At 59.9% G+C, this 19,801-nt stretch carries 15 protein-coding genes; 12 read left to right on the plus strand and 3 right to left on the minus strand.

What is annotated here, in order from left to right:
- From ACRER8_RS25045 to msrA, 3 genes are all read left to right on the plus strand, one after another.
- The coding region (locus ACRER8_RS25045) for a hypothetical protein (RefSeq protein ID WP_431748859.1) at positions 1–238 on the plus strand (238 nt) is incomplete at its 5' end.
- Between the two features lie 116 nt (positions 239–354).
- A complete protein-coding gene (locus tag ACRER8_RS25050; RefSeq protein ID WP_431748860.1) occupies positions 355–3,048 on the plus strand; it encodes a putative bifunctional diguanylate cyclase/phosphodiesterase in 2,694 nt (897 codons plus the stop codon).
- Positions 3,049–3,171: 123 nt separating this feature from the next.
- Positions 3,172–3,834, plus strand: coding sequence for a peptide-methionine (S)-S-oxide reductase MsrA (msrA, locus tag ACRER8_RS25055; RefSeq protein WP_431748861.1), 663 nt, complete (start codon positions 3,172–3,174; stop codon positions 3,832–3,834).
- Between the two features lie 155 nt (positions 3,835–3,989).
- On the opposite strand, the gene ACRER8_RS25060 is transcribed toward msrA, so the two are convergent.
- On the minus strand, positions 3,990–4,832 hold the full coding sequence (locus ACRER8_RS25060; RefSeq protein ID WP_431748862.1) for a 23S rRNA (adenine(2030)-N(6))-methyltransferase RlmJ: 843 nt from the start codon (positions 4,830–4,832) through the stop codon (positions 3,990–3,992).
- Between the two features lie 331 nt (positions 4,833–5,163).
- Between ACRER8_RS25060 and ACRER8_RS25065 the strand changes: the two genes are divergently transcribed.
- The gene (locus ACRER8_RS25065) at positions 5,164–5,430 is read left to right on the plus strand and encodes a hypothetical protein (RefSeq protein ID WP_431748863.1); all 267 of its coding nucleotides are present in this window, start codon (positions 5,164–5,166) and stop codon (positions 5,428–5,430) included.
- A gap of 400 nt (positions 5,431–5,830) precedes the next feature.
- Here the strand turns inward: ACRER8_RS25065 and ACRER8_RS25070 are convergent, their stop codons facing one another.
- Together ACRER8_RS25070 and ACRER8_RS25075 are read right to left on the minus strand one after the other, a co-directional pair.
- Complete coding sequence (locus ACRER8_RS25070) at positions 5,831–6,934, minus strand: GlxA family transcriptional regulator (RefSeq protein ID WP_431748864.1); 1,104 nt, start codon at positions 6,932–6,934, stop codon at positions 5,831–5,833.
- Between the two features lie 587 nt (positions 6,935–7,521).
- Positions 7,522–8,898: an L-serine ammonia-lyase gene (locus ACRER8_RS25075; RefSeq protein ID WP_431748865.1), complete on the minus strand. Its 1,377-nt coding sequence runs from the start codon at positions 8,896–8,898 to the stop codon at positions 7,522–7,524.
- Between the two features lie 476 nt (positions 8,899–9,374).
- Between ACRER8_RS25075 and ACRER8_RS25080 the strand changes: the two genes are divergently transcribed.
- The 8 genes from ACRER8_RS25080 (at position 9,375) to ACRER8_RS25115 (ending at position 19,730) form a co-directional block, all read left to right on the plus strand.
- Entirely contained in the window at positions 9,375–10,322 is a 948-nt protein-coding gene (locus tag ACRER8_RS25080; RefSeq protein WP_431748866.1) for a choline ABC transporter substrate-binding protein, read from the plus strand.
- 64 nt (positions 10,323–10,386) lie between these two features.
- Positions 10,387–11,235 carry a choline ABC transporter permease subunit gene (gene choW / locus ACRER8_RS25085; protein ID WP_431748873.1) on the plus strand — a complete coding sequence of 283 codons (849 nt, stop codon included), beginning with the start codon at positions 10,387–10,389 and terminating at the stop codon, positions 11,233–11,235.
- Positions 11,232–12,413, plus strand: a complete 1,182-nt coding sequence (gene choV / locus ACRER8_RS25090; protein ID WP_431748867.1) for a choline ABC transporter ATP-binding protein — start codon at positions 11,232–11,234, stop codon at positions 12,411–12,413. Before choW ends, choV begins: the two co-directional genes overlap by 4 nt.
- 271 nt (positions 12,414–12,684) lie before the next feature.
- Positions 12,685–13,278, plus strand: a complete 594-nt coding sequence (gene betI, locus ACRER8_RS25095; protein WP_431748868.1) for a transcriptional regulator BetI — start codon at positions 12,685–12,687, stop codon at positions 13,276–13,278.
- A 77-nt stretch (positions 13,279–13,355) separates the two neighbouring features.
- A complete protein-coding gene (gene betB, locus ACRER8_RS25100) occupies positions 13,356–14,828 on the plus strand; it encodes a betaine-aldehyde dehydrogenase (RefSeq protein WP_431748869.1) in 1,473 nt (490 codons plus the stop codon).
- A 186-nt stretch (positions 14,829–15,014) separates the two neighbouring features.
- The gene (gene betA, locus ACRER8_RS25105; protein ID WP_431748870.1) at positions 15,015–16,718 is read left to right on the plus strand and encodes a choline dehydrogenase; all 1,704 of its coding nucleotides are present in this window, start codon (positions 15,015–15,017) and stop codon (positions 16,716–16,718) included.
- A 244-nt stretch (positions 16,719–16,962) separates the two neighbouring features.
- Positions 16,963–18,405, plus strand: coding sequence for a TldD/PmbA family protein (locus tag ACRER8_RS25110; RefSeq protein WP_431748871.1), 1,443 nt, complete (start codon positions 16,963–16,965; stop codon positions 18,403–18,405).
- Entirely contained in the window at positions 18,405–19,730 is a 1,326-nt protein-coding gene (locus ACRER8_RS25115) for a TldD/PmbA family protein (RefSeq protein ID WP_431748872.1), read from the plus strand. The genes ACRER8_RS25110 and ACRER8_RS25115 overlap by 1 nt, the downstream gene beginning before the upstream one ends.
- Positions 19,731–19,801: the final 71 nt, after the last annotated feature.

Genomic DNA, 19,801 nt, shown 5'->3' on the forward strand with positions numbered 1-19,801 from the left:
GGTCAGTACAGATGAGTCGTCTGACACTCAGACGTTCGCCAGCAAGCCGGCTCCTACAAGGTTTGCGGCGTGCCGGAACAATTCCGGACGTTATGAAACTCCCACCGCCGCCAAATTAGGGATTCCCCGAAATCCTAAAGCCCTCCACAACACACAAATAACAACCAGTTATCCCCTCTTTAACCCAATCCCGACCAACTACCTTCAGTTAATCCTCGATTTGCCGACAGATTTATAGCACTAAGCCATCGTGCTCACTTGTCAGCCCGTTCGCCATGATGCAACCTTGCGACACGCGATTTCACAATGGGCTTCTCGCCCATGAGCGACAGTACTCTTAAAGCGAGTTTCTTCATGAAAAGCCTACCTGATGCTGCCGCCAGATCGGCAGCCGAGGTCGTGACGCAATTGCCTGTGCCCTCGCGGCTCGGCATGCTGCGTTTCGAGCGGCTGAATGAAGCCAGCTGGGCAATGCTGTACCTGGACCCCAACTGCGAAAAGCAGTTCGACATGCCGGCCATGGAGCTGTGCGCCCTTATCGGCGCCCCCTATGCCAGCCTGATGGAGCCTGAAGCTCGCTACCAGCTGCACGACGCAATCCAGATGCAGCTGGCCAGCAACTCGCATTACGTGATCCGTTACACCCTGCACACCACCCGTGGCCCGCTGGGCCTGCTGGAGATCGGTGAGGGTTACCGACAACACAATCGCGAACTCCTGCGCGGCTATCTGATGGTAGTCGATGAGGTGTTCGACTCCAGCGAGATGACATTCAGCCCGGATCTGGAAGTACAGAACTCCCGCCTGCAGATCGCCCTGGAACTGAATCAGCGCGCCCAATACGAACAGCTCAAGCATCTGGAGCGCGTCCGTGCCCAGCAGAGTCTGATCCTGCGCCTGGCGCGCCATCGCTATAGCTCCAACAACTCGTTGCAGGAAGCCGCGGAGCTGATCACCAAGAGCGCCTGCGAAATCTACGACATCGCACGCGCTGCGATCTGGAACCTCAATGGCAAGATCCTTGAGCCGATCGCTGAATACCGCCGGGAAACCGGTGAATATCTCAAGGCCGCGCCGATCGACATCAGCCGCTTCCCCAGCTATCTGGAGGCGCTGCACACCAGCCGCGCCATCGATGCCAGCGATGTAGAGCTCGACCCGCGCACCAAAGAGCTGGCCGAGAGCCTGTTGCCGCGCCACATCAACGCCATTCTCGACGCCAGCGTGCGCATCGACGGCCAGGTGGTCGGCGTACTGTGTCTGGAGCACACCGACACCGCCCGCGAGTGGCAGTCCGATGAGATCGCGTTCGCCGGCGAGCTGGCCGATCAGTTCGCCCAGGCCATCAACAACCACAACCGCCGCACCGCTACGAACGCGCTGCACCTGTTCCAGCGCGCAGTGGAACAGAGCGCCAATGCGTTTCTGCTGGTCAATTGCGATGGCGTGGTGGAGTACGTCAACCCCAGCTTCACCGCGATCACCCAGTACAGCGCCGATGAAGTCCACGGCCATCGCCTGTCGGAACTGCCGGCGCTGGAAAATCTCGGTTCGCTGCTGCTGGATGCCAACTCGAGCCTGGCCAGCGGCAACAGCTGGCAGGGTGAATTCAAGAGCCGCCGCAAAAACCTGGAACCCTACTGGGGCCAGCTGTCGATCTCCAAGGTGTATGGCGACAACCGCGAGCTTACCCATTACATCGGTATCTACGAAGACATCACTCAGGCCAAGCTCTCCCAGCAACGGATCGAGCGCCTGGCGTACACCGACAATCTGACCAACCTGGGCAACCGTCCGGCGTTCATTCGCACGCTGGACGAGCATTTCGCCCGGGATGTCGAGACGCCAATCAGTCTGCTGCTGGTAGACATCGACAACTTCAAGCGCATCAACGACAGCCTTGGCCATCAGACCGGCGACAAGTTGCTGATCAGCCTCGCCCGGCGCCTGCGCAACAGCCTGAGCCCGACCGGGATCCTGGCGCGTTTCGCCAGTAACGAATTCGCCGTGCTGCTGGACGATACCGGCCCTGAAGACGGCCAGCGCATCGCCAGCCAGGTGCTGACCACGCTGGACAAGCCGATGTTCGTCGACAACCAGTTGATCAGCGTCACCGGCTCCGTGGGCCTGGCCTGCGCGCCGCTGCATGGCCGCGATCCACAGACCCTGATGAAGAACGCGGGGCTTGCGCTGCACAAGGCCAAGGCCAACGGCAAGCATCAGGTACAGGTGTTCACCGAAGCGCTCAACGCCGAAGCCAGCTACAAGTTGTTCGTCGAGAACAACCTGCGTCGCGCGCTGACGCAAAACGAATTGGAAGTGTTCTATCAGCCCAAGTTGTGCCTGCGCACGGGGCGTCTGCTGGGCATGGAGGCGCTGCTGCGCTGGAATCACCCGGAAAAGGGCATGATCCGCCCCGACCAATTCATCAGCGTCGCCGAAGAAACCGGCCTGATCATTCCGATCGGCAAGTGGGTGGCGCGCCAGTCCTGCCGCATGAGCAAGCAACTGACGGCCGCCGGTTACGGCAAGCTGCACGTCGCGATCAATGTTTCGCCCAAGCAGTTCTCCGATCCGGAACTCGTCAGCTCCCTGGCCAATATCCTGGGTGAAGAACAGCTCGACCCTTCGCTACTGGAGTTGGAGCTGACGGAGGGTTTGCTGCTGGAGGCGACCGAAGATACGCGCCTGCAGTTGGAGTCGCTGAAAACCCTGGGCCTGACACTGGCGATGGACGATTTTGGCACTGGCTACTCGTCGTTCAGCTACCTCAAGAAATTCCCCATCGACGTGATCAAGATTGACCGTAGCTTCATTCGCGATATTCCGGATGATCAGGACGACATGGAAATCACTTCGGCGGTCATTGCCATGGCACACAACCTCAAGCTCACCGTTGTCGCCGAGGGCATCGAAACTGCCGAGCAACTGGCTTTCCTGCGTCGCCATCGCTGCGATGTAGGCCAGGGTTACCTCTTCGACAAGCCGATTCCCGGCGAAGACTTGATCAACGCCCTGCGCCGCTACCCTCGCGGCCCGCTGGCCTGAGTCGATTCCACAGGCTCTTTCCCCGTTTGATGGAGTGCGGCAAACTGCTCGCCTTTCATTCATTTGAATCAGAAAATTCTGACCCCATTTATGGTAGTCACCTGTCCAGAGAGGATTGACCTCATGGCTCTGCGCTCGGAAATTCTTGTGAACAAAAACGAAATGCCTACCCCCCAGCAAGCACTGCCGGGCCGTGAAACACCGATGACCGTTCCGGAAGAACACTTCGTCAACGGCCATCCGTTGTTGGGTCCGTTTCCGGGCAACGTGGATTTCGCCATTTTCGGCCTCGGTTGCTTCTGGGGTGCAGAACGTCGTTTTTGGCAACGTGATGGCGTTTACAGCACAGCCGTGGGCTATGCAGGCGGCTTCACGCCGAACCCGACGTACGAAGAAGTCTGCTCGGGACTGACCGGACACAGCGAAGTGGTGTTGGTGGTGTATGAGCCGGAAAAAGTCAGCTATGAAGAACTGTTGGCGATGTTCTGGGAACTGCACAACCCGACTCAGGGCATGCGTCAGGGCAACGATATCGGCACGCAGTATCGCTCGGTGATCTACGCCACCAAACCTGAGCAACTGGAAGCCGCCAAGGCCAGCGCCAAGGTGTTCCAGGCTGAACTGACCAAGGCCGGTCTGGGCGAAATCACCACCGAAATCGACGAAGCCCCGACCCTGTTTTTCGCCGAGGCTTATCACCAGCAGTACCTGGCGAAGAATCCCCAGGGTTATTGCGGGATTGGCGGGACCGGGGTGTGCATGCCGCCGAGTCTGAATCAGGCTTGATTTGCCCGACTAGCTCCCTCGGCTGAACACCGATCCACATTGTAGGAGCCGGCTTGCTGGCGAACCGGTTGGGTCAGTCAACGACGCTGTGTCTGACCTGACGCATTCGCCAGCAAGCCGGCTCCTACATGGTTCGGGGGCCGCAGGTAAATCCATCAAGCCTCGGCAATCAACCAGTCCATCCGCCAATCCCCCTGGGTCTGGCCCAGCTTTTCGGCCAGCCATGGCAGCAACTCTCGCAACTCTTCCTCCAACCCCCACGGCGGATTGGCAATCGCAAGGCCCGAGCCGTTGAGGCTGTTGGGCGTATCCAGCGGGTGCACCAGCAGCTCAACGCGCAGCAATTTTGGCGCGCCGGTTTCGGCCAATTCCTGATAGAAACGCTTGAGCGCGCGCTGATCCTTGATCGGGTACCAGATCGCCGCGACCGTCTGGCGCATGCGACCGATGGCCTCTTTCAGTGCGACCGAGCAGCGCTTCATTTCGTCCAGTTGCTCGAAGGGTGGGTCGATCAGCATCACAGCGCGCTTCTCCTGCACCGGCAGCAAAGCGCGCGGTACATGCCAGCCCTCGCCCAGATGGACGGCGACACGGCGGTCATATTTCATGTTGTCTTTGAGCAGCGCGCCGTCTTCCGGATGCTTCTCATTGAGCAGCACACGGTCCTGCTCGCGGGTCACGCGGCGGGCCAGCTCGGGGGAACCTGGGTAGTAACGCAGTTCGCCGGTCTTGCGATTCATGTGACGAATCACGTCCATGTAACCGGCGGCCACTGACGGTACATCGTCTGCGTCCCACAGACGGCCAATGCCGTCGAGCCACTCACCGGTGCGCGTCGCCTGATCGCCCTGCAAGTCATACAGACCGAGGCCCGCATGGGTGTCGATATAGGCGAGCGGCTGCTCCTTGCGCGACATCAGCGCGATCAAGCGAGTCAGGACGATATGTTTCAAGACGTCGGCGTGGTTGCCGGCATGGAAGGCGTGACGGTAGTTCATGGCTGCTCCTGGAAGGCTGCGGAGTTTAGCAAACCAGCCAGCGTTGCGCAGACCGCTCGTACCCGGAATTACCCTAGAAAAAAACGGCAGACAAAAAAAGCCCCGGTTAAGCCGTTACAAAACCGGGGTTGAGGTACTTGCTCGCACTAGAGGGTGACCAAACCGTGGTCCGAGCAATTTTAAGTGGGGCCATTATGCTGAATTAACCAGACGGTTACGTAGCCAAAACCGACACAGTAATGTGCATGCCAGACATTGCCGACGACAGGTATTGCCGAGCGTGCGGCGCGCTACCAGAATCGGCTCAACCTCAATAAAAGGAGCGAGCGTCATGATGCATGCAGACCTGATCGACCAGGACGATCTACTCGGTCAACTCAGATCCATCGGCTTTGAATTGCCATCAGGCGCCACCGCCGAACAGGCCTGCGCCCAAGCGGTGTGCGGCCTCAACGAAGACCGCGCTCGGGCGTTGCGTCAGTTGGTGGAGAAGATGCTCAGCGGCAGCGCGACCATCCTGCCTGCGGTACGTCAGGCGATTGATCAGCAGTTGTTGCCAGCGTTGGCGACGTATAACAAAAGCCGCGCACAGGTCTGAGGGCTGTCTGCCACACTCTTGATGGCAACATAAACTGTGGGAGCGAATCCATTCGCGAGACGTACATCCGGCAGATATCTAGGGGCTGTACTACCGCTTCGCGAATGAATTCGCTCCCACAGTAAAGCGCGCGCGTACGCCCAACCCGCGCACGCCGTACAACCTGTGGGAGCGAATTTATTCGCGAGACGTCGGTACATCCAGCTGATATCTAGGGGCTGTACTACCGCATCGCGAATGAGTTCGCTCCCACAGTAAAGCGTGCGCGTACGCCTAACCTGCGCACGCCGCCAACCTGTAGGAGCCGGCTTGCTGGCGAACCGGTGGGTTGTCAGCCAATCAGTAATTGATTCTTCGCGTTCGCCAGCAATCCGGCTCTACCGTCCTGTGGCGTCCGCCGTTACAACCTCACACTGGCAAACGTCGATTCGTTGCGCGCCTGGCTCAAGGCCGACAGCGGACCGGAGAGCGGTGCCAGGACCATCGCCTGCGGAATCGGCATCATTGCCACCTGCTGTGTGGTGTTTGAACCTACACGCTCATCGCGCGGCGGGATGCCGAAGTATTCGCGGTAGCACTTGGAGAAGTGCGGCGTGGAGACGAAGCCGCAGACCGATGCCACTTCGATGATCGACATCGGCGTTTGCTTGAGCAGCTGACGCGCGCGAATCAGGCGCAGTTTCAGGTAGTAGCGCGATGGTGAGCAGTGCAGGTATTTCTGGAACAGCCGTTCGAGCTGACGCCGGGAAACCGAGACATACACCGCCAGTTCGTCGAGGTCGATCGGTTCTTCGAGATTGGCCTCCATCAGCGCGACGATTTCCTGAAGTTTCGGCTGGTTGGTGCCGAGCATGTGTTTGAGCGGTACCCGCTGGTGATCCTGCTCGTTACGGATGCGCTCGTAGACGAACATTTCCGAGATCGCGGCGGACAGTTCACGCCCGTGATCGCGGCTGATCAGGTGCAGCATCATGTCCAACGGCGCAGTGCCGCCAGAGCTTGTAAAGCGGTTACGGTCCAGCGTGAACAGGCGGGTGCTCATTGCTACCCGCGGGAAGGCTTCCTGCATTGCGGCCAGGCACTCCCAGTGCACGCTGCAATCGAAGCCATCCAGCAGACCGGCGCACGCCAGCGCCCAACTGCCGGTGCACACCGCGCCGAGGCGGCGGGACTGGCGCGCCTGGCTCTGCAGCCAGCTGACGTGTTCGCGGGTAACAGCGCGTTGAATACCGACGCCGCCGCAGACGATCACGGTGTCCAGCACCGGCGCTTTATGCATGGCCGCATCGGGGGTGATCTGTAGACCGTCGCTGGCCCAGACCTGGCCGCCATCGACGCTCAGAGTGGTCCAGCGATACAGCTCACGACCGGAAAGCTGGTTAGCCATGCGCAGTGGCTCAACCGCAGATGCGAGGGAAATCAGTGTGAAATTGTCCAACAGCAGAAAGCCGATGGATTGTGGCGCACGGTTCTGGGGTTGAGCCCCGGAGTTGAACGAAGTCATCACGGTATCTCCTCACACGAAAAGCGGTTGATGGCCCCAGGAAGAGGCTCTTGTTGTATCGCCCTCATCTATGGAGAGCTTTGTCTATTGCAACGCAAATGCCATGCCTAAAGTTGAATGGGCATTCAATAAACCCTGATTGCGACGTCGTGATGCGTCTATTCGGGAGCGACATGTGCGTTCCGTTAGCGACCTATCGATAGCGGAGCCACGGAAATGGCGGGCGGGATGAGCAATTCGGTAGCACTTGTGTGAATCGCCGAAATGTCGGCCGCGGGGAGAGTGTCACTCCATGCACAAGTGACCGGCGGTAGGCCAGGTAACGCGTGTGCGGCATGGCTTTGCGCCATGTCACACCGATAGCGCGCCAAAAGGCAGCGGCGGGTTTGGGGCGTGAGCGAAAAGCGAGCAGAAGCGAATGAATGCCTGACCACCGCCTACATTTGCGGGTGTGAGTCCTCCTTGGTGAGCAAGCTCACTCTCACAGTGGATTTTTACGCGGGACATGGTGTTTGCGGACGCCTGGAAACCTGTGGGAGCGAGCTTGTTCATGAAAGCGTTAGAACAGCCGCACACAATCCTGCTGATCAACACTCCACCGCACTCACCGCCAACCCACCGCGAGAGGTCTCTTTATATTTGTCGTGCATGTCGGCGCCGGTATCGCGCATGGTGCGGATGACACGATCCAGCGAGATGAAGTGCTTACCGTCCCCCCGCAGCGCCATCTGAGCGGCGTTGATAGCTTTGACTGCGGCAATTGCGTTGCGCTCGATGCAGGGCACTTGAACCAGACCACCCACCGGGTCACAGGTCAGCCCAAGATTGTGCTCAAGACCGATTTCGGCTGCGTTGCACAGTTGCTCAGGCGAGGCACCCAGAATGTCTGCCAAACCGGCCGCGGCCATCGCACACGCTGAGCCGACCTCACCTTGGCATCCAACCTCCGCGCCGGAAATCGACGCGTTCTTTTTACAGAGAATGCCGATCGACGCCGCACCGAGGAAGTAATCCACGACGTTGGCTTCACTGACCTCATCGCTGAATTTGACGAAGTAATGCAACACCGCTGGAATGATGCCCGCCGCGCCGTTGGTGGGTGCGGTGACCATGCGTCCGCCGGCTGCGTTCTCTTCGTTGACGGCCAGGGCGAACAGGTTGACCCACTCCATCGCGCTCAGCGTCGAGCCGATGACGTTGGGTTTGTTCAGCTCTTGCAGACTGCGATGCAGACGCGCCGCACGACGACGCACATTCAAACCGCCCGGCAGAATGCCCTCATGCTTGAGACCATGCTCCACGCACTCCTGCATCGCCTTCCACAAACGCATGAGGCCGGCGCGAATCTCTTCCTCGCTGCGCCAGACCTTCTCGTTTTCCATCATCAACTCCGAGACCCTCAGGTTGTGCCTCTGGCACAGCATCAGCAGCTCTTCGGCGCTGGAAAAGTCATAAGGCAATACGGTGTTGTCGGCATCCAGCACGCCACTGGCCGCTTGTGCCTCATCGACCACGAAACCGCCGCCCACCGAGTAATAGGTGTCACGATGGGATTCGCCGTTCGCATCGAAGGCAATCAACGTCATGGCGTTGGGATGAAATGGCAAGTTCTCGTCGATCAACAACATGTCGCGCTGCCAGAGGAAGGGGATCGGATGATCGCCGTTGAGTTTCAGCGTGTCGGTTTCGCGCAGCTCGGCGATGTGCTGGCCGATCAGCGTCGGGTCGATTGCGTCTGGCCACTCGCCCATCAAACCCATGATTACGGCATTGTCGCTGCCGTGACCGACGCCGGTCGCCGACAGCGAGCCGTAGAGCCGCACTTCGATGCGTTTCACCTGCGCCAACTGGTCGCGTTCACGCAGGCCCTGAACGAATAACGCCGCGGCGCGCATCGGCCCCACGGTGTGCGAACTGGAGGGGCCGATACCGATCTTGAACAGGTCGAACACGCTGATAGCCATTTACCGCAAACCTCCGAAGAACAGGGCTTCCGGCACGCCGAGCGGCCGGCGACGAAGCTGCTACGCTTCTAGCTGCAGTCCGTCGAGATGGCGGCATCATCAGCCTTTTATCTCGAAGGGCGGCGTCTCACACCGACTCACTCTTGTCCACGAACGTCGCGGCTACACATAAGCGCGCAGGAGTACTCCCCCAGAAAAAGCGCCACTGATTTCGACACTTTTTGCCGCATTGACACTCGAAAAGCAGTCCGCGGGCGGGGAACAAATCTGTAAACGACGTCACCGACACTGGATACGACCCCCTCTGTACTGGTTACGACGCGCCCTGTAGGCGTTTGTTTTGGCCTGTTACATGATCGCTGTCGACTCAATCGCCAGACGCAGTGATAGAGCTGTTTTCCCACTTGACTCGCCGACACCAAAAAACGCGTCAGCTTCGCCTGATGACGAGAAGAAAACACCTAAGGAGTCCAACCATGAAAGGTTCACACAAGCTATTGCTGGGCGTCGCGCTGAGTCTGCCCATGCTGGCTCAGGCCGCAGAGCCCGCAGCTTGCCAGATGGTCAATTTCTCCGATGTTGGCTGGACCGACATTACCGCTACCACCGCGGTCACCAGCGTAGTCCTCCAGTCGCTGGGTTATAAAACCAAGACCACCATGATTTCCGTGCCGGTGACCTACAAGTCGCTCGCCGATGGCAAGAACATGGACGTGTTCCTCGGTAACTGGATGCCGACCATGGAAAACGACATCAAGGCCTACCGGGACGCCGGTACCGTGGAGACTGTCCGCGCCAACCTTGAAAACGCCAAATACACCCTGGCCGTGCCTCAGGAGCTCTACGACAAGGGTCTTCACGATTTCGCCGACATCGTCAAATTCAAGAAAGAGCTGGACGGCAAAATCTACGGCATCGAGCCTGGCAACGACGGCAACCGTCTGATCCAGAGCATGATCGACAAAAACGCCTTCGGCCTCAAAGACGCGGGTTTCAAGGTCGTCGAATCCAGTGAAGCAGGCATGCTGTCTCAGGTCGATCGCGCCACCAAACGTCACACCGATGTGGTGTTCCTGGGCTGGGAACCGCACCCGATGAACACTCGCTTCAAAATCAAATACCTGACTGGCGGCGACGATTTCTTCGGTCCGAACTTCGGCCAGGCAACCGTCTATACCAACGTGCGCAAGGGCTACACCAGCGAGTGCAGCAACGTTGGCCAACTGCTGAAAAATCTGTCTTTCACCTTGCCGATGGAAAGCTCGCTGATGGGCAACATCCTCGACGACAAGATGAAGCCTGACGCTGCCGCCAAAGCGTGGCTGAAGAAGAACCCTCAAATACTCGACACCTGGCTGGCAGGTGTCACCACAGTGGACGGTAAACCTGGCCTGGAAGCCGCAAAAGCCGAGCTGACGAAGTAACTCGACATGCAGGCGGGTGCGCCCGCCTGTTGTCCTCTTTTCATCCCGCACGCGGACAATCGATATCATGCTGACTGATCATAAAATCCCCCTAGGCCAGTACATCGCAGGCTTTGTCGAATGGCTGACGCAACACGGCGCCAGCACCTTCGATGCCATCGCTTCGTCACTGGAAACCATGATCCACGGACTGACCTCGGGTCTGACCTGGTTCAACCCTTTTGTGCTGATCGGCCTGATTGCTTTGCTTGCGCATTTCATCCAACGCAAATGGGGCCTAACCGCCTTCGTAATCATTTCCTTTCTGCTGATCCTTAACCTTGGGTACTGGCAGGAAACCATGGAGACTCTGGCCCAGGTGCTGTTCGCCACCCTGGTCTGCGTGGTGATCGGCGTGCCGCTGGGCATCGTCGCCGCGCATAAGCCGATGTTCTACACCATGATGCGACCGATCCTCGACCTGATGCAGACCGTCCCGACTTTCGTTTACCTGATTCCAACCCTGACCCTCTTCGGGCTGGGTGTGGTGCCGGGTCTGATTTCGACGGTAGTGTTCGCGATTGCCGCGCCTATCCGTCTGACCTATCTGGGCATCTGCGATGTTCCGCAAGAACTGCTCGACGCCGGCAAGGCCTTTGGCTGCTCGCGCCGTCAATTGCTGTCCCGAATCGAACTGCCCCACGCCATGCCAAGCATCGCGGCCGGTATCACCCAGTGCATCATGCTGTCGTTGTCGATGGTGGTGATTGCCGCACTGGTTGGCGCCGACGGCCTGGGCAAACCCGTGGTCAACGCACTGAACACTGCTGATATCGCACTGGGCTTCGAAGCAGGCCTTGCGATCGTATTGCTGGCGATCATGCTCGACCGTATCTGCAAACAACCCGACGCTAAAGTGAGGGCAGACGCATGAGCATGATCAAATTCGACCAGGTAGACGTCGTCTTCTCCAAAGACCCGCGTGAGGCTCTCAAGCTGCTGGATCAGGGCCTGACGCGGCCAGAAATACTGAAGAAAACCGGCCAGATCGTCGGTGTCGAAAAAGCCAGTCTGGAAGTCAACAAAGGCGAAATCTGTGTACTGATGGGGCTGTCCGGTTCGGGCAAATCCAGCCTGCTGCGCTGCATCAATGGTCTGAACACGGTCAGCCGTGGCTCGCTGTTCGTCGAGCACGAAGGCAAGCAGATCAACATCGCCAACTGCACCCCGGCGGAACTGAAAATGATGCGCACCAAACGCATCGCCATGGTGTTCCAGAAGTTCGCCCTGATGCCCTGGCTGACCGTTCGCGAGAACATCAGCTTCGGTCTGGAAATGCAGGGTCGCCCCGAGAAGGAACGCCGCCAGTTGGTGGACGAGAAACTCGAACTGGTCGGCCTGACCCAATGGCGCAACAAGAAGCCCGACGAGCTGTCCGGCGGCATGCAGCAACGTGTCGGTCTGGCGCGCGCCCTGGCGATGGACGCCGACATTCTGCTGATGGACGAACCCTTTTCCGCTCTCGACCCGCTGATCCGTCAGGGTTTGCAGGATGAGTTGCTGGACCTGCAGAAGAAGCTGCAAAAGACCATCGTTTTCGTGAGCCACGACCTGGACGAAGCCCTCAAGCTTGGTACCCGCATCGCGATCATGAAAGACGGCCGGATCATCCAGTACAGCGTGCCGGAAGAGATCGTGCTGAATCCGGCGGACGAGTATGTAAGGACTTTCGTCGCGCACACCAACCCATTGAACGTGCTGTGCGGTCGTAGCCTGATGCGCCCGATCACCGATTGCACTCGCATCAACGGCTCTCAAGTCTGCCTGGATCCGGGCGACGACTCCTGGATCGACCTCGCCGATGGCAACCAGATCAAAGGTGCCCGGCAGCATGGCGCGGCCATGGACCTGCAAAGCTGGGAGCCGGGTCAGGCGGTGGAAAACCTCGGTCGCAAGCCGACCGTCGTGCATTCGGACATCGGTATGCGCGAAGCGCTGCAGATCCGGTACCACACCGGCAACAAACTGGTGCTGCAAGAGAACAACCAACTGGTCGGCATTCTGGGCGACAGCGAGCTGTATCACGCGCTGCTCGGCAAGAACCACGGGTAAAAAGCTGCTGCTACAGGGTTTGCGTCGTTCACAATCAAGGGTTCAACGCAAAACCTGTAGCAGTCCGCTTGCCGGCGGAAGCGATTTCACTGACGCCCCCGCCGGCAGGCCGGACCGCTACAGAACGTATTTCAAGGCTCTAAATTGGCGGTATTCGCGGCCTTTCCGTGCGCCCGTCTTTTTTTGTTGATTGAACGTTCAATTAAACGTCACTAGACTGAACGCCTTTCTCAGCCTTTCACGATTACTCGCGAGCCAAGGAGACTTACAGATGCCCAAGGTCGGTATGCAACCCATTCGGCGTCAACAACTGATCCAGGCCACGCTGTCGGCGGTCGATCAAGTGGGAATGGGCGACGCCAGCATCGCGCTGATTGCCAAGCTGGCGGGGGTCTCCAACGGCATCATCAGTCACTACTTTCAGGACAAGAACGGTCTGATTGCAGCGACCATGCGTCATTTGATGAATGCGCTGATCGTCAACGTCGCCGAGCGGCGTCAGGCGTTGACGGACGACAGCCCGAGAGCGCACCTGCAAGTGATCATCGAGGGCAACTTCGACGCCAGCCAGGTCAACGGCCCGGCGATGAAAACCTGGCTGGCCTTCTGGGCCACCAGCATGCACTCGCCCTCGCTGCACCGGCTGCAGCGGATCAACGATCACCGCCTGTATTCGAACCTGTGCTGCCAGTTCCGCCGCGTGCTGCCACTGGATCAGTCGCGCACCGCCGCCCGAGGCCTGGCCGCATTGATCGACGGTTTGTGGCTACGCGGCGCGCTCTCTGGTGACGCGTTCGATACCGAACAGGCGCAGCAGATCGCCTACGAATACATGGATTTCCAATTGGCAAAAGCGCCGCGCTAACGACAGCGGCCGCATGAGGATCGGACAGCGCACGCCGCGCCCGATGAATGCCCATCACAGACAACCGCGAGGACACTATGGCCCGTTTCGAATTGCAAAAACTCTACATTGACGGTGGTTACGTCGACGCCAGCAGCGACGCAACCTTCGAAGCCGTCAACCCGGCCAACGGCGAAGTGCTCGCCACGGTCCAGCGGGCCACCCAGGCAGATGTCGAACGTGCCGTGGTCAGCGCTGAAAAGGGTCAGAAAATCTGGGCTGCGATGACCGCCATGGAGCGTTCGCGCATTCTGCGTCGCGCCGTCGACATCCTGCGCGAACGCAACGACGAACTGGCTGAACTGGAAACCCTCGACACCGGCAAAGCGATTTCCGAAACAAAATACGTCGACATCGTCACCGGCGCCGATGTGCTGGAGTACTACGCAGGTCTGGCGCCCGCCATCGAAGGCGAGCAGATCCCGCTGCGTGACACATCGTTCGTCTACACCCGCCGCGAGCCGCTGGGCGTGACCGTCGGCATCGGCGCCTGGAACTACCCGATCCAGATCGCCCTGTGGAAATCCGCGCCAGCGCTCGCCGCAGGCAACGCGATGATCTTCAAGCCGAGCGAAGTCACTTCGCTGACCACGCTGAAACTCGCCGAAATCTATACCGAAGCCGGGCTGCCAGATGGCGTGTTCAACGTATTGACCGGCAGTGGTCGCGAGGTCGGCACCTGGCTGACCGAACACCCGCGCATCGAGAAAATCTCATTCACCGGCGGCACCGACACCGGCAAGAAAGTCATGGCCAGCGCCTCCAGTTCTTCGCTCAAGGAAGTGACCATGGAGCTGGGCGGCAAGTCCCCGCTGATCATCTTCGACGACGCCGATCTGGATCGCGCCGCCGACATTGCGATGATGGCCAACTTCTACAGCTCCGGTCAGGTGTGCACCAACGGCACGCGAGTGTTCGTGCCGAGCGCACTGAAAACGGCGTTCGAAGCGAAGATCGTCGAGCGCGTCAAACGCATTCGTGCTGGTAACCCGCAGGACGCCAACACCAACTTCGGCCCGCTGGTCAGCTTCGCCCACATGGAAAACGTGCTGGGCTACATCGCCAAGGGCAAGGAACAGGGCGCGCGTCTGTTGATCGGCGGCGATCGCCTGACTGAAGGTGAGTTCGCCAAAGGCGCGTTTGTGGCGCCGACCGTATTCACCGATTGCCGCGACGACATGACCATCGTCAGGGAAGAAATCTTCGGTCCGGTCATGAGCATCCTCAGCTACGAGTCGGAAGAAGAAGTGATCCGCCGCGCCAACGACACCGAATTCGGCCTGGCCGCCGGGATCGTCACCCGCGACATTGCTCGCGCACACCGCGTGATTCATCAGCTGGAAGCCGGTATCTGCTGGATCAACGCCTGGGGCGAGTCCGACGCGAAGATGCCGGTGGGCGGCTACAAGCAATCGGGCGTCGGCCGTGAAAACGGCATCAGCTCGTTGGCGCAGTACACGCGGATCAAATCGGTACAGGTTGAGCTGGGCGATTACGCGTCGGTGTTTTAACGGGCGCCCCAGCGGCGTCGCTGACGCTGCGCCCATTTACTGTAGGAGCCGGCTTGCTGGCGAACATGGTGGGTCAGAGACATAAACGTTGACTGACCCACCGCGTTTGCCAGCAAGCCGGCTCCTACAAGTTGCGACCGCGGACACCCGCCTTTCCACGCCACAACTTTCTGAACGGAGGATTTCATGCCTCAGGAATTCGACTACATCATCATCGGCGCCGGTTCGGCGGGTAATACCCTGGCAGCCCGTATCACCGAAGATGCGGGCGTCACTGTTCTGCTGCTCGAAGCCGGCGGCCCGGATTACCGAGCCGACTTCCGCACCCAAATGCCTGCCGCGCTGGCGTTCCCGCTGCAAGGCCGTCGCTATAACTGGGCGTACGAAACCGAGCCTGAGCCGCATATGAACAACCGTCGCATGGAGTGCGGGCGCGGCAAGGGCCTGGGTGGCTCTTCGCTGATCAACGGCATGTGCTACATCCGCGGCAACGCCATGGACTACGACGGCTGGGCGAAACTGCCGGGGCTCGAAGACTGGACCTACCTCGACTGCCTGCCGTATTTCCGCAAGGCCGAAACCCGCGACATCGGCCCCAACGACTACCACGGCGGCGACGGCCCGGTCAGCGTGACGACGCCGAAGACGGGCAACAACCCACTGTTTCACGCCATGGTCGAAGCCGGCGTGCAAGCGGGCTACCCGCGTACCGACGACCTCAACGGTTATCAGCAGGAAGGCTTCGGCCCGATGGATCGCACGGTTACCCCGAATGGTCGTCGCGCCAGCACCGCGCGCGGTTATCTGGATGAGGCCAGGAAGCGTCCGACCCTGACCATCGTCACGCACGCGCTGACCGACCGCATTCTGTTCGACAACAAGCGCGCTGTTGGCGTCGCGTATCTGGTCGGTGACAGCGACACCCGCGTCGAAGCCCGTGCGCGCGGGGAAGTGCTTTTGTGCAGCGGCGCGATCGCTTCGCCGCAGATCCTGCAACGCTCCGGGGTCGGCCCGGCCGAGCTGCTGAAGAAACTCGACATTGCAGTAGTGCATGATTTGCCCGGCGTCGGCGAAAACCTTCAGGATCACCTTGAGATGTACCTGCAATACGCCTGCAAGGAGCCCATCTCGCTCTACCCTTCCCTGCTCTGGTGGAACCAGCCCGCCATCGGTGCCCAATGGATGTTCCTCGGCAAGGGCATTGGCGCGAGCAACCAGTTCGAAGCCGGCGGTTTCATTCGTTCGCGCGAAGAATTCGAGTGGCCGAACATTCAGTACCATTTCCTGCCGGTGGCGATTAATTACAACGGCAGCAACGGCGTGAAAGAGCACGGCTTCCAGGCTCACGTGGGCTCCATGCGCTCGCCAAGCCGTGGGCGCGTGCAGCTCAAGTCGAAGAATCCGCGCGAGTACCCAAGCATCCTCTTCAACTACATGGCCACCGAGCAGGATTGGCAGGAATTTCGCGACGGCATCCGCCTGACCCGGGAAATCATTCAGCAACCCGCGCTGGATCAGTACCGCGGCCGCGAGATAAGTCCGGGCGTGGAAGTGCAGACCGACGAGCAGTTGGACAAGTTCGTCCGCGAGCACGCCGAGACTGCATTCCACCCGTCCTGCTCGTGCAAGATGGGCACTGATGAAATGGCGGTGGTCGACGGCGAAGGTCGTGTGCATGGCGTGCAGGGCTTGCGGGTGGTCGACGCGTCGATCATGCCGGTCATCATCACCGGCAACCTCAATGCGCCGACGATCATGATCGCCGAGAAAATCGCCGACAAAATCCGCGGCCGCACCCCACTGCCACGCAGCACCGCCGAATATTTCGTGGCGGGCGGTGCCCCGGTGCGCGGCAAACCGATGCGTGAGGTTGGCCCTAGCGCACAGTAATCCCGCATGCCCACTCCCACAGGCTGAACACAGAACCTGTGGGAGTGAGCTTGCTCGCGAAGAGGCCAGTACATCCACATTGGATGCGAGCCTGAAAGTCAGCCTTCGTGAGCAAATCCATTCCCACAGAGCTGTGTTTGCCGCACGGGCCAATTCACATCCCCACCGCTTAACTCGCCGCCGCAGAGCCCTGCGCGCTATGATTCGGACCGTTGCCCGTCCGATCGCCAAGGAGACATCCTGCATGTTCGACTTCTCCGCTCAACTCAAGCAGCGGTTCGCAGCCCTGCGGAGCAGCGCCCAGTTTTTCTCCCTGCGCTACGTCAAACAGACCAGCCAACACCTCTCGGTGCGCAAAAACGTCCCGGAGCCGCCGCAACTGAGTACCGACGAAGGCGCGATGCTCACCGTGCGTATCAACGGCGTCGAAGCCTATGCCGCGACCAACGACATTTCGCAACGCGGTCTGCAGGCGGCACTTGAGCGGGCTGAAGCACAGGCACGCCAGCTCGCACCGCACTCACTGCTCGACCTGCGCGAACACGCCGTCGCCACCAGTCGCGCGGATTATCTTTCGCCGAACCTGAGCACTGCCTTTCCATCGCTTAGCGAGTGCTACGCCTTGCTCGGCAGCGAATCGGCCTCCGTGCCCAGGGACGACCGACTGGTCAACTGGCAAGTCAGCCTGGGCGTTGAAAACGTCGAGCAGATTTACCTCAACAGCGCTGGCGCCGAGCTTCGGCAGGCCCAACGCTTCGTGCTCCCGGGTCTGAGCGTCACCGCCTACGACGGTCAGGGCAGCCAGACCCGCAGCCTGGGCCGCGAGAATTTCGGGCAGCAAGGCAGCGCGGAAGTCATCGCCTCGTGTGGAATCATCGGCGCTGCCGCCAACGTTGCCGATCAGGCGCTGCAACTGATCATGGCGCCCAACACGCCTACCGGCCCGCGCGACCTGCTGCTGACGCCCGACCAGATGACGCTGCAGATTCACGAGTCCATCGGCCACCCGCTGGAGCTGGACCGTATCCTCGGCGACGAGCGCAATTACGCCGGCACCAGTTTCGTCAAAACCAGCGATTTCGGCAGCCTGCAATACGGCTCGAAGCTGCTCAACGTAACCTTCGACCCGGAGATCCCGGAGCAGCTGGCGAGCTATGGCTACGATGACGATGGCACACAGGCCAGCAAGCAGTTTCTGATCAGGGACGGCGTGCTGGAGCGGCCCTTGGGAGGTGCGTTGTCGCAATACCGAAGCGGCATGGAAGGCGTCGCCAACAGTCGCGCGAGCAGTTGGAACCGCGCGCCGATCGATCGCATGGCCAACCTCAACATCGAGCCGGGCGACCAGACGATGCAGCAGCTGATCGGTGGCATCGAGCACGGCATTCTGATGAGTACCAACCGCTCGTGGTCGATCGACGACGCACGCAACAAATTCCAGTTCGGCTGTGAGTGGGGACAACTGATCGAAAACGGCGAGCTCAAAGGCGTGGTCAAGAATCCAAACTATCGGGCGATCTCCGCGCAATTCTGGCGCAACCTCAGCGCGGTGGGCGACGCCAGCACGTTCAAAGTGCTGGGCACACCCAACTGCGGCAAGGGCGAACCCAACCAGGTCATACGCGTAGGCCACGCCTCGCCCGCCTGCGTGTTCGCCAACGTCGATGTTTTCGGAGGTGACGCCTGATGTCCCATCAAACTCAGTTCAAAGCGCTGGTCGACTGGCTGCAAGGCGCAATAACCCGACAGGAACGCTTCACCCTCAGCTACAACGCCGAGGCGTCGGATTTCATTCGTTTCAACCACGCCAGGGTGCGTCAGGCCGGTCATGTGCAGCAGGCCAGCGTGTACTTCAAGCTGATCGAAGACGGGCGCCACGCCGATCTCAACCTGACGCTGTCCGGCGATGCAGCGGTGGATCGTCAGCGCCTGGGCGAAGCGCTGGATCAACTGCGCGAAACTCTCGCGCTGCTGCCGGCCGATCCCTATCTGCTGCTCAACGATGATGCCTGGCATAGCTGCAATATTCAGGACGTGCCGCTGCCTGACAGCGCGCATGTGGTCGAGCTGATTGCACAATTGAGCGAAGGGCTGGATCTGGTCGGCATCTACGCCGCAGGCCCGATCTATCGTGGCTTTGCCAGTTCCAGTGGCGCGCTGGGCTGGCATCAGGCGAACAGTTTCAACTTCGACTGGAGCCTGTTTCACGAAAATGGCCAGGCGGTGAAGGCCAACTATGCCGGTCACGAATGGAGCGATGAGGCGTTCGCTAAACGTTTGGCCTTGGCTCGCGAACAGCTGACGTTTCTGGGCCAGCCATCGCACACCCTTGTACCCGGCCAATACCGCGCGTATCTGGCGCCGGCGGCATTGGAGGAAGTGCTAAGCATGCTGTGCTGGGGCGGTTTCTCGGCGCAATCGCTGGCGGACAAAACCAGCCCGCTGCAACGACTTTACGACGGCCAGACCGAGCTGAACCCCTTGGTGAGTCTGGATGAGCACGTCAGCGGCTCGCTGTCCCCGGCGTTTTCCGGCGAAGGTTACCCGCGTTCGGATCTGTCGCTGGTAGTCGCGGGCGCGGCAAGGGATCGCCTGATCGACTCGCGCAGCGCGGCGGAATACGGCCTGACAGCCAACGGTGCCGGCTGGGGTGAATCGCCTAGCGCGCTGAGCATGAAAGGCGGCTCCCTGGCGCTGGATGATGTGCTCAGGGCATTGGGGACCGGCCTGTACATCAGCAATCTGTGGTACCTCAACTTTTCTGATCGCACTGCGGGGCGCATTACCGGCATGACGCGGTTTGCGACGTTCTGGGTCGAGGACGGCAAGATCAAGGCGCCGGTCAGCACCATGCGTTTCGACGACAGTATTTTCAGTTTGCTGGGTGAGTCACTGGAACAATTGACCAGGGAAAGGGAACTCCTTCTGTCAGCGAGCACCTACAGTCAACGTCAGACAGCATCGAATCTGCTTCCGGGAGCGTTGGTGAGCAGGTTGACGTTAACGTTGTAGAGCGCTGGCCGACTCGCACTGCCCCTTGTAGGCGCCGGCTTGCTGGCGACCGCGGCGTATCGTCCACTGCC

This window comes from Pseudomonas sp. (genome assembly GCF_050739935.1).
GTDB lineage: Bacteria > Pseudomonadota > Gammaproteobacteria > Pseudomonadales > Pseudomonadaceae > Aquipseudomonas.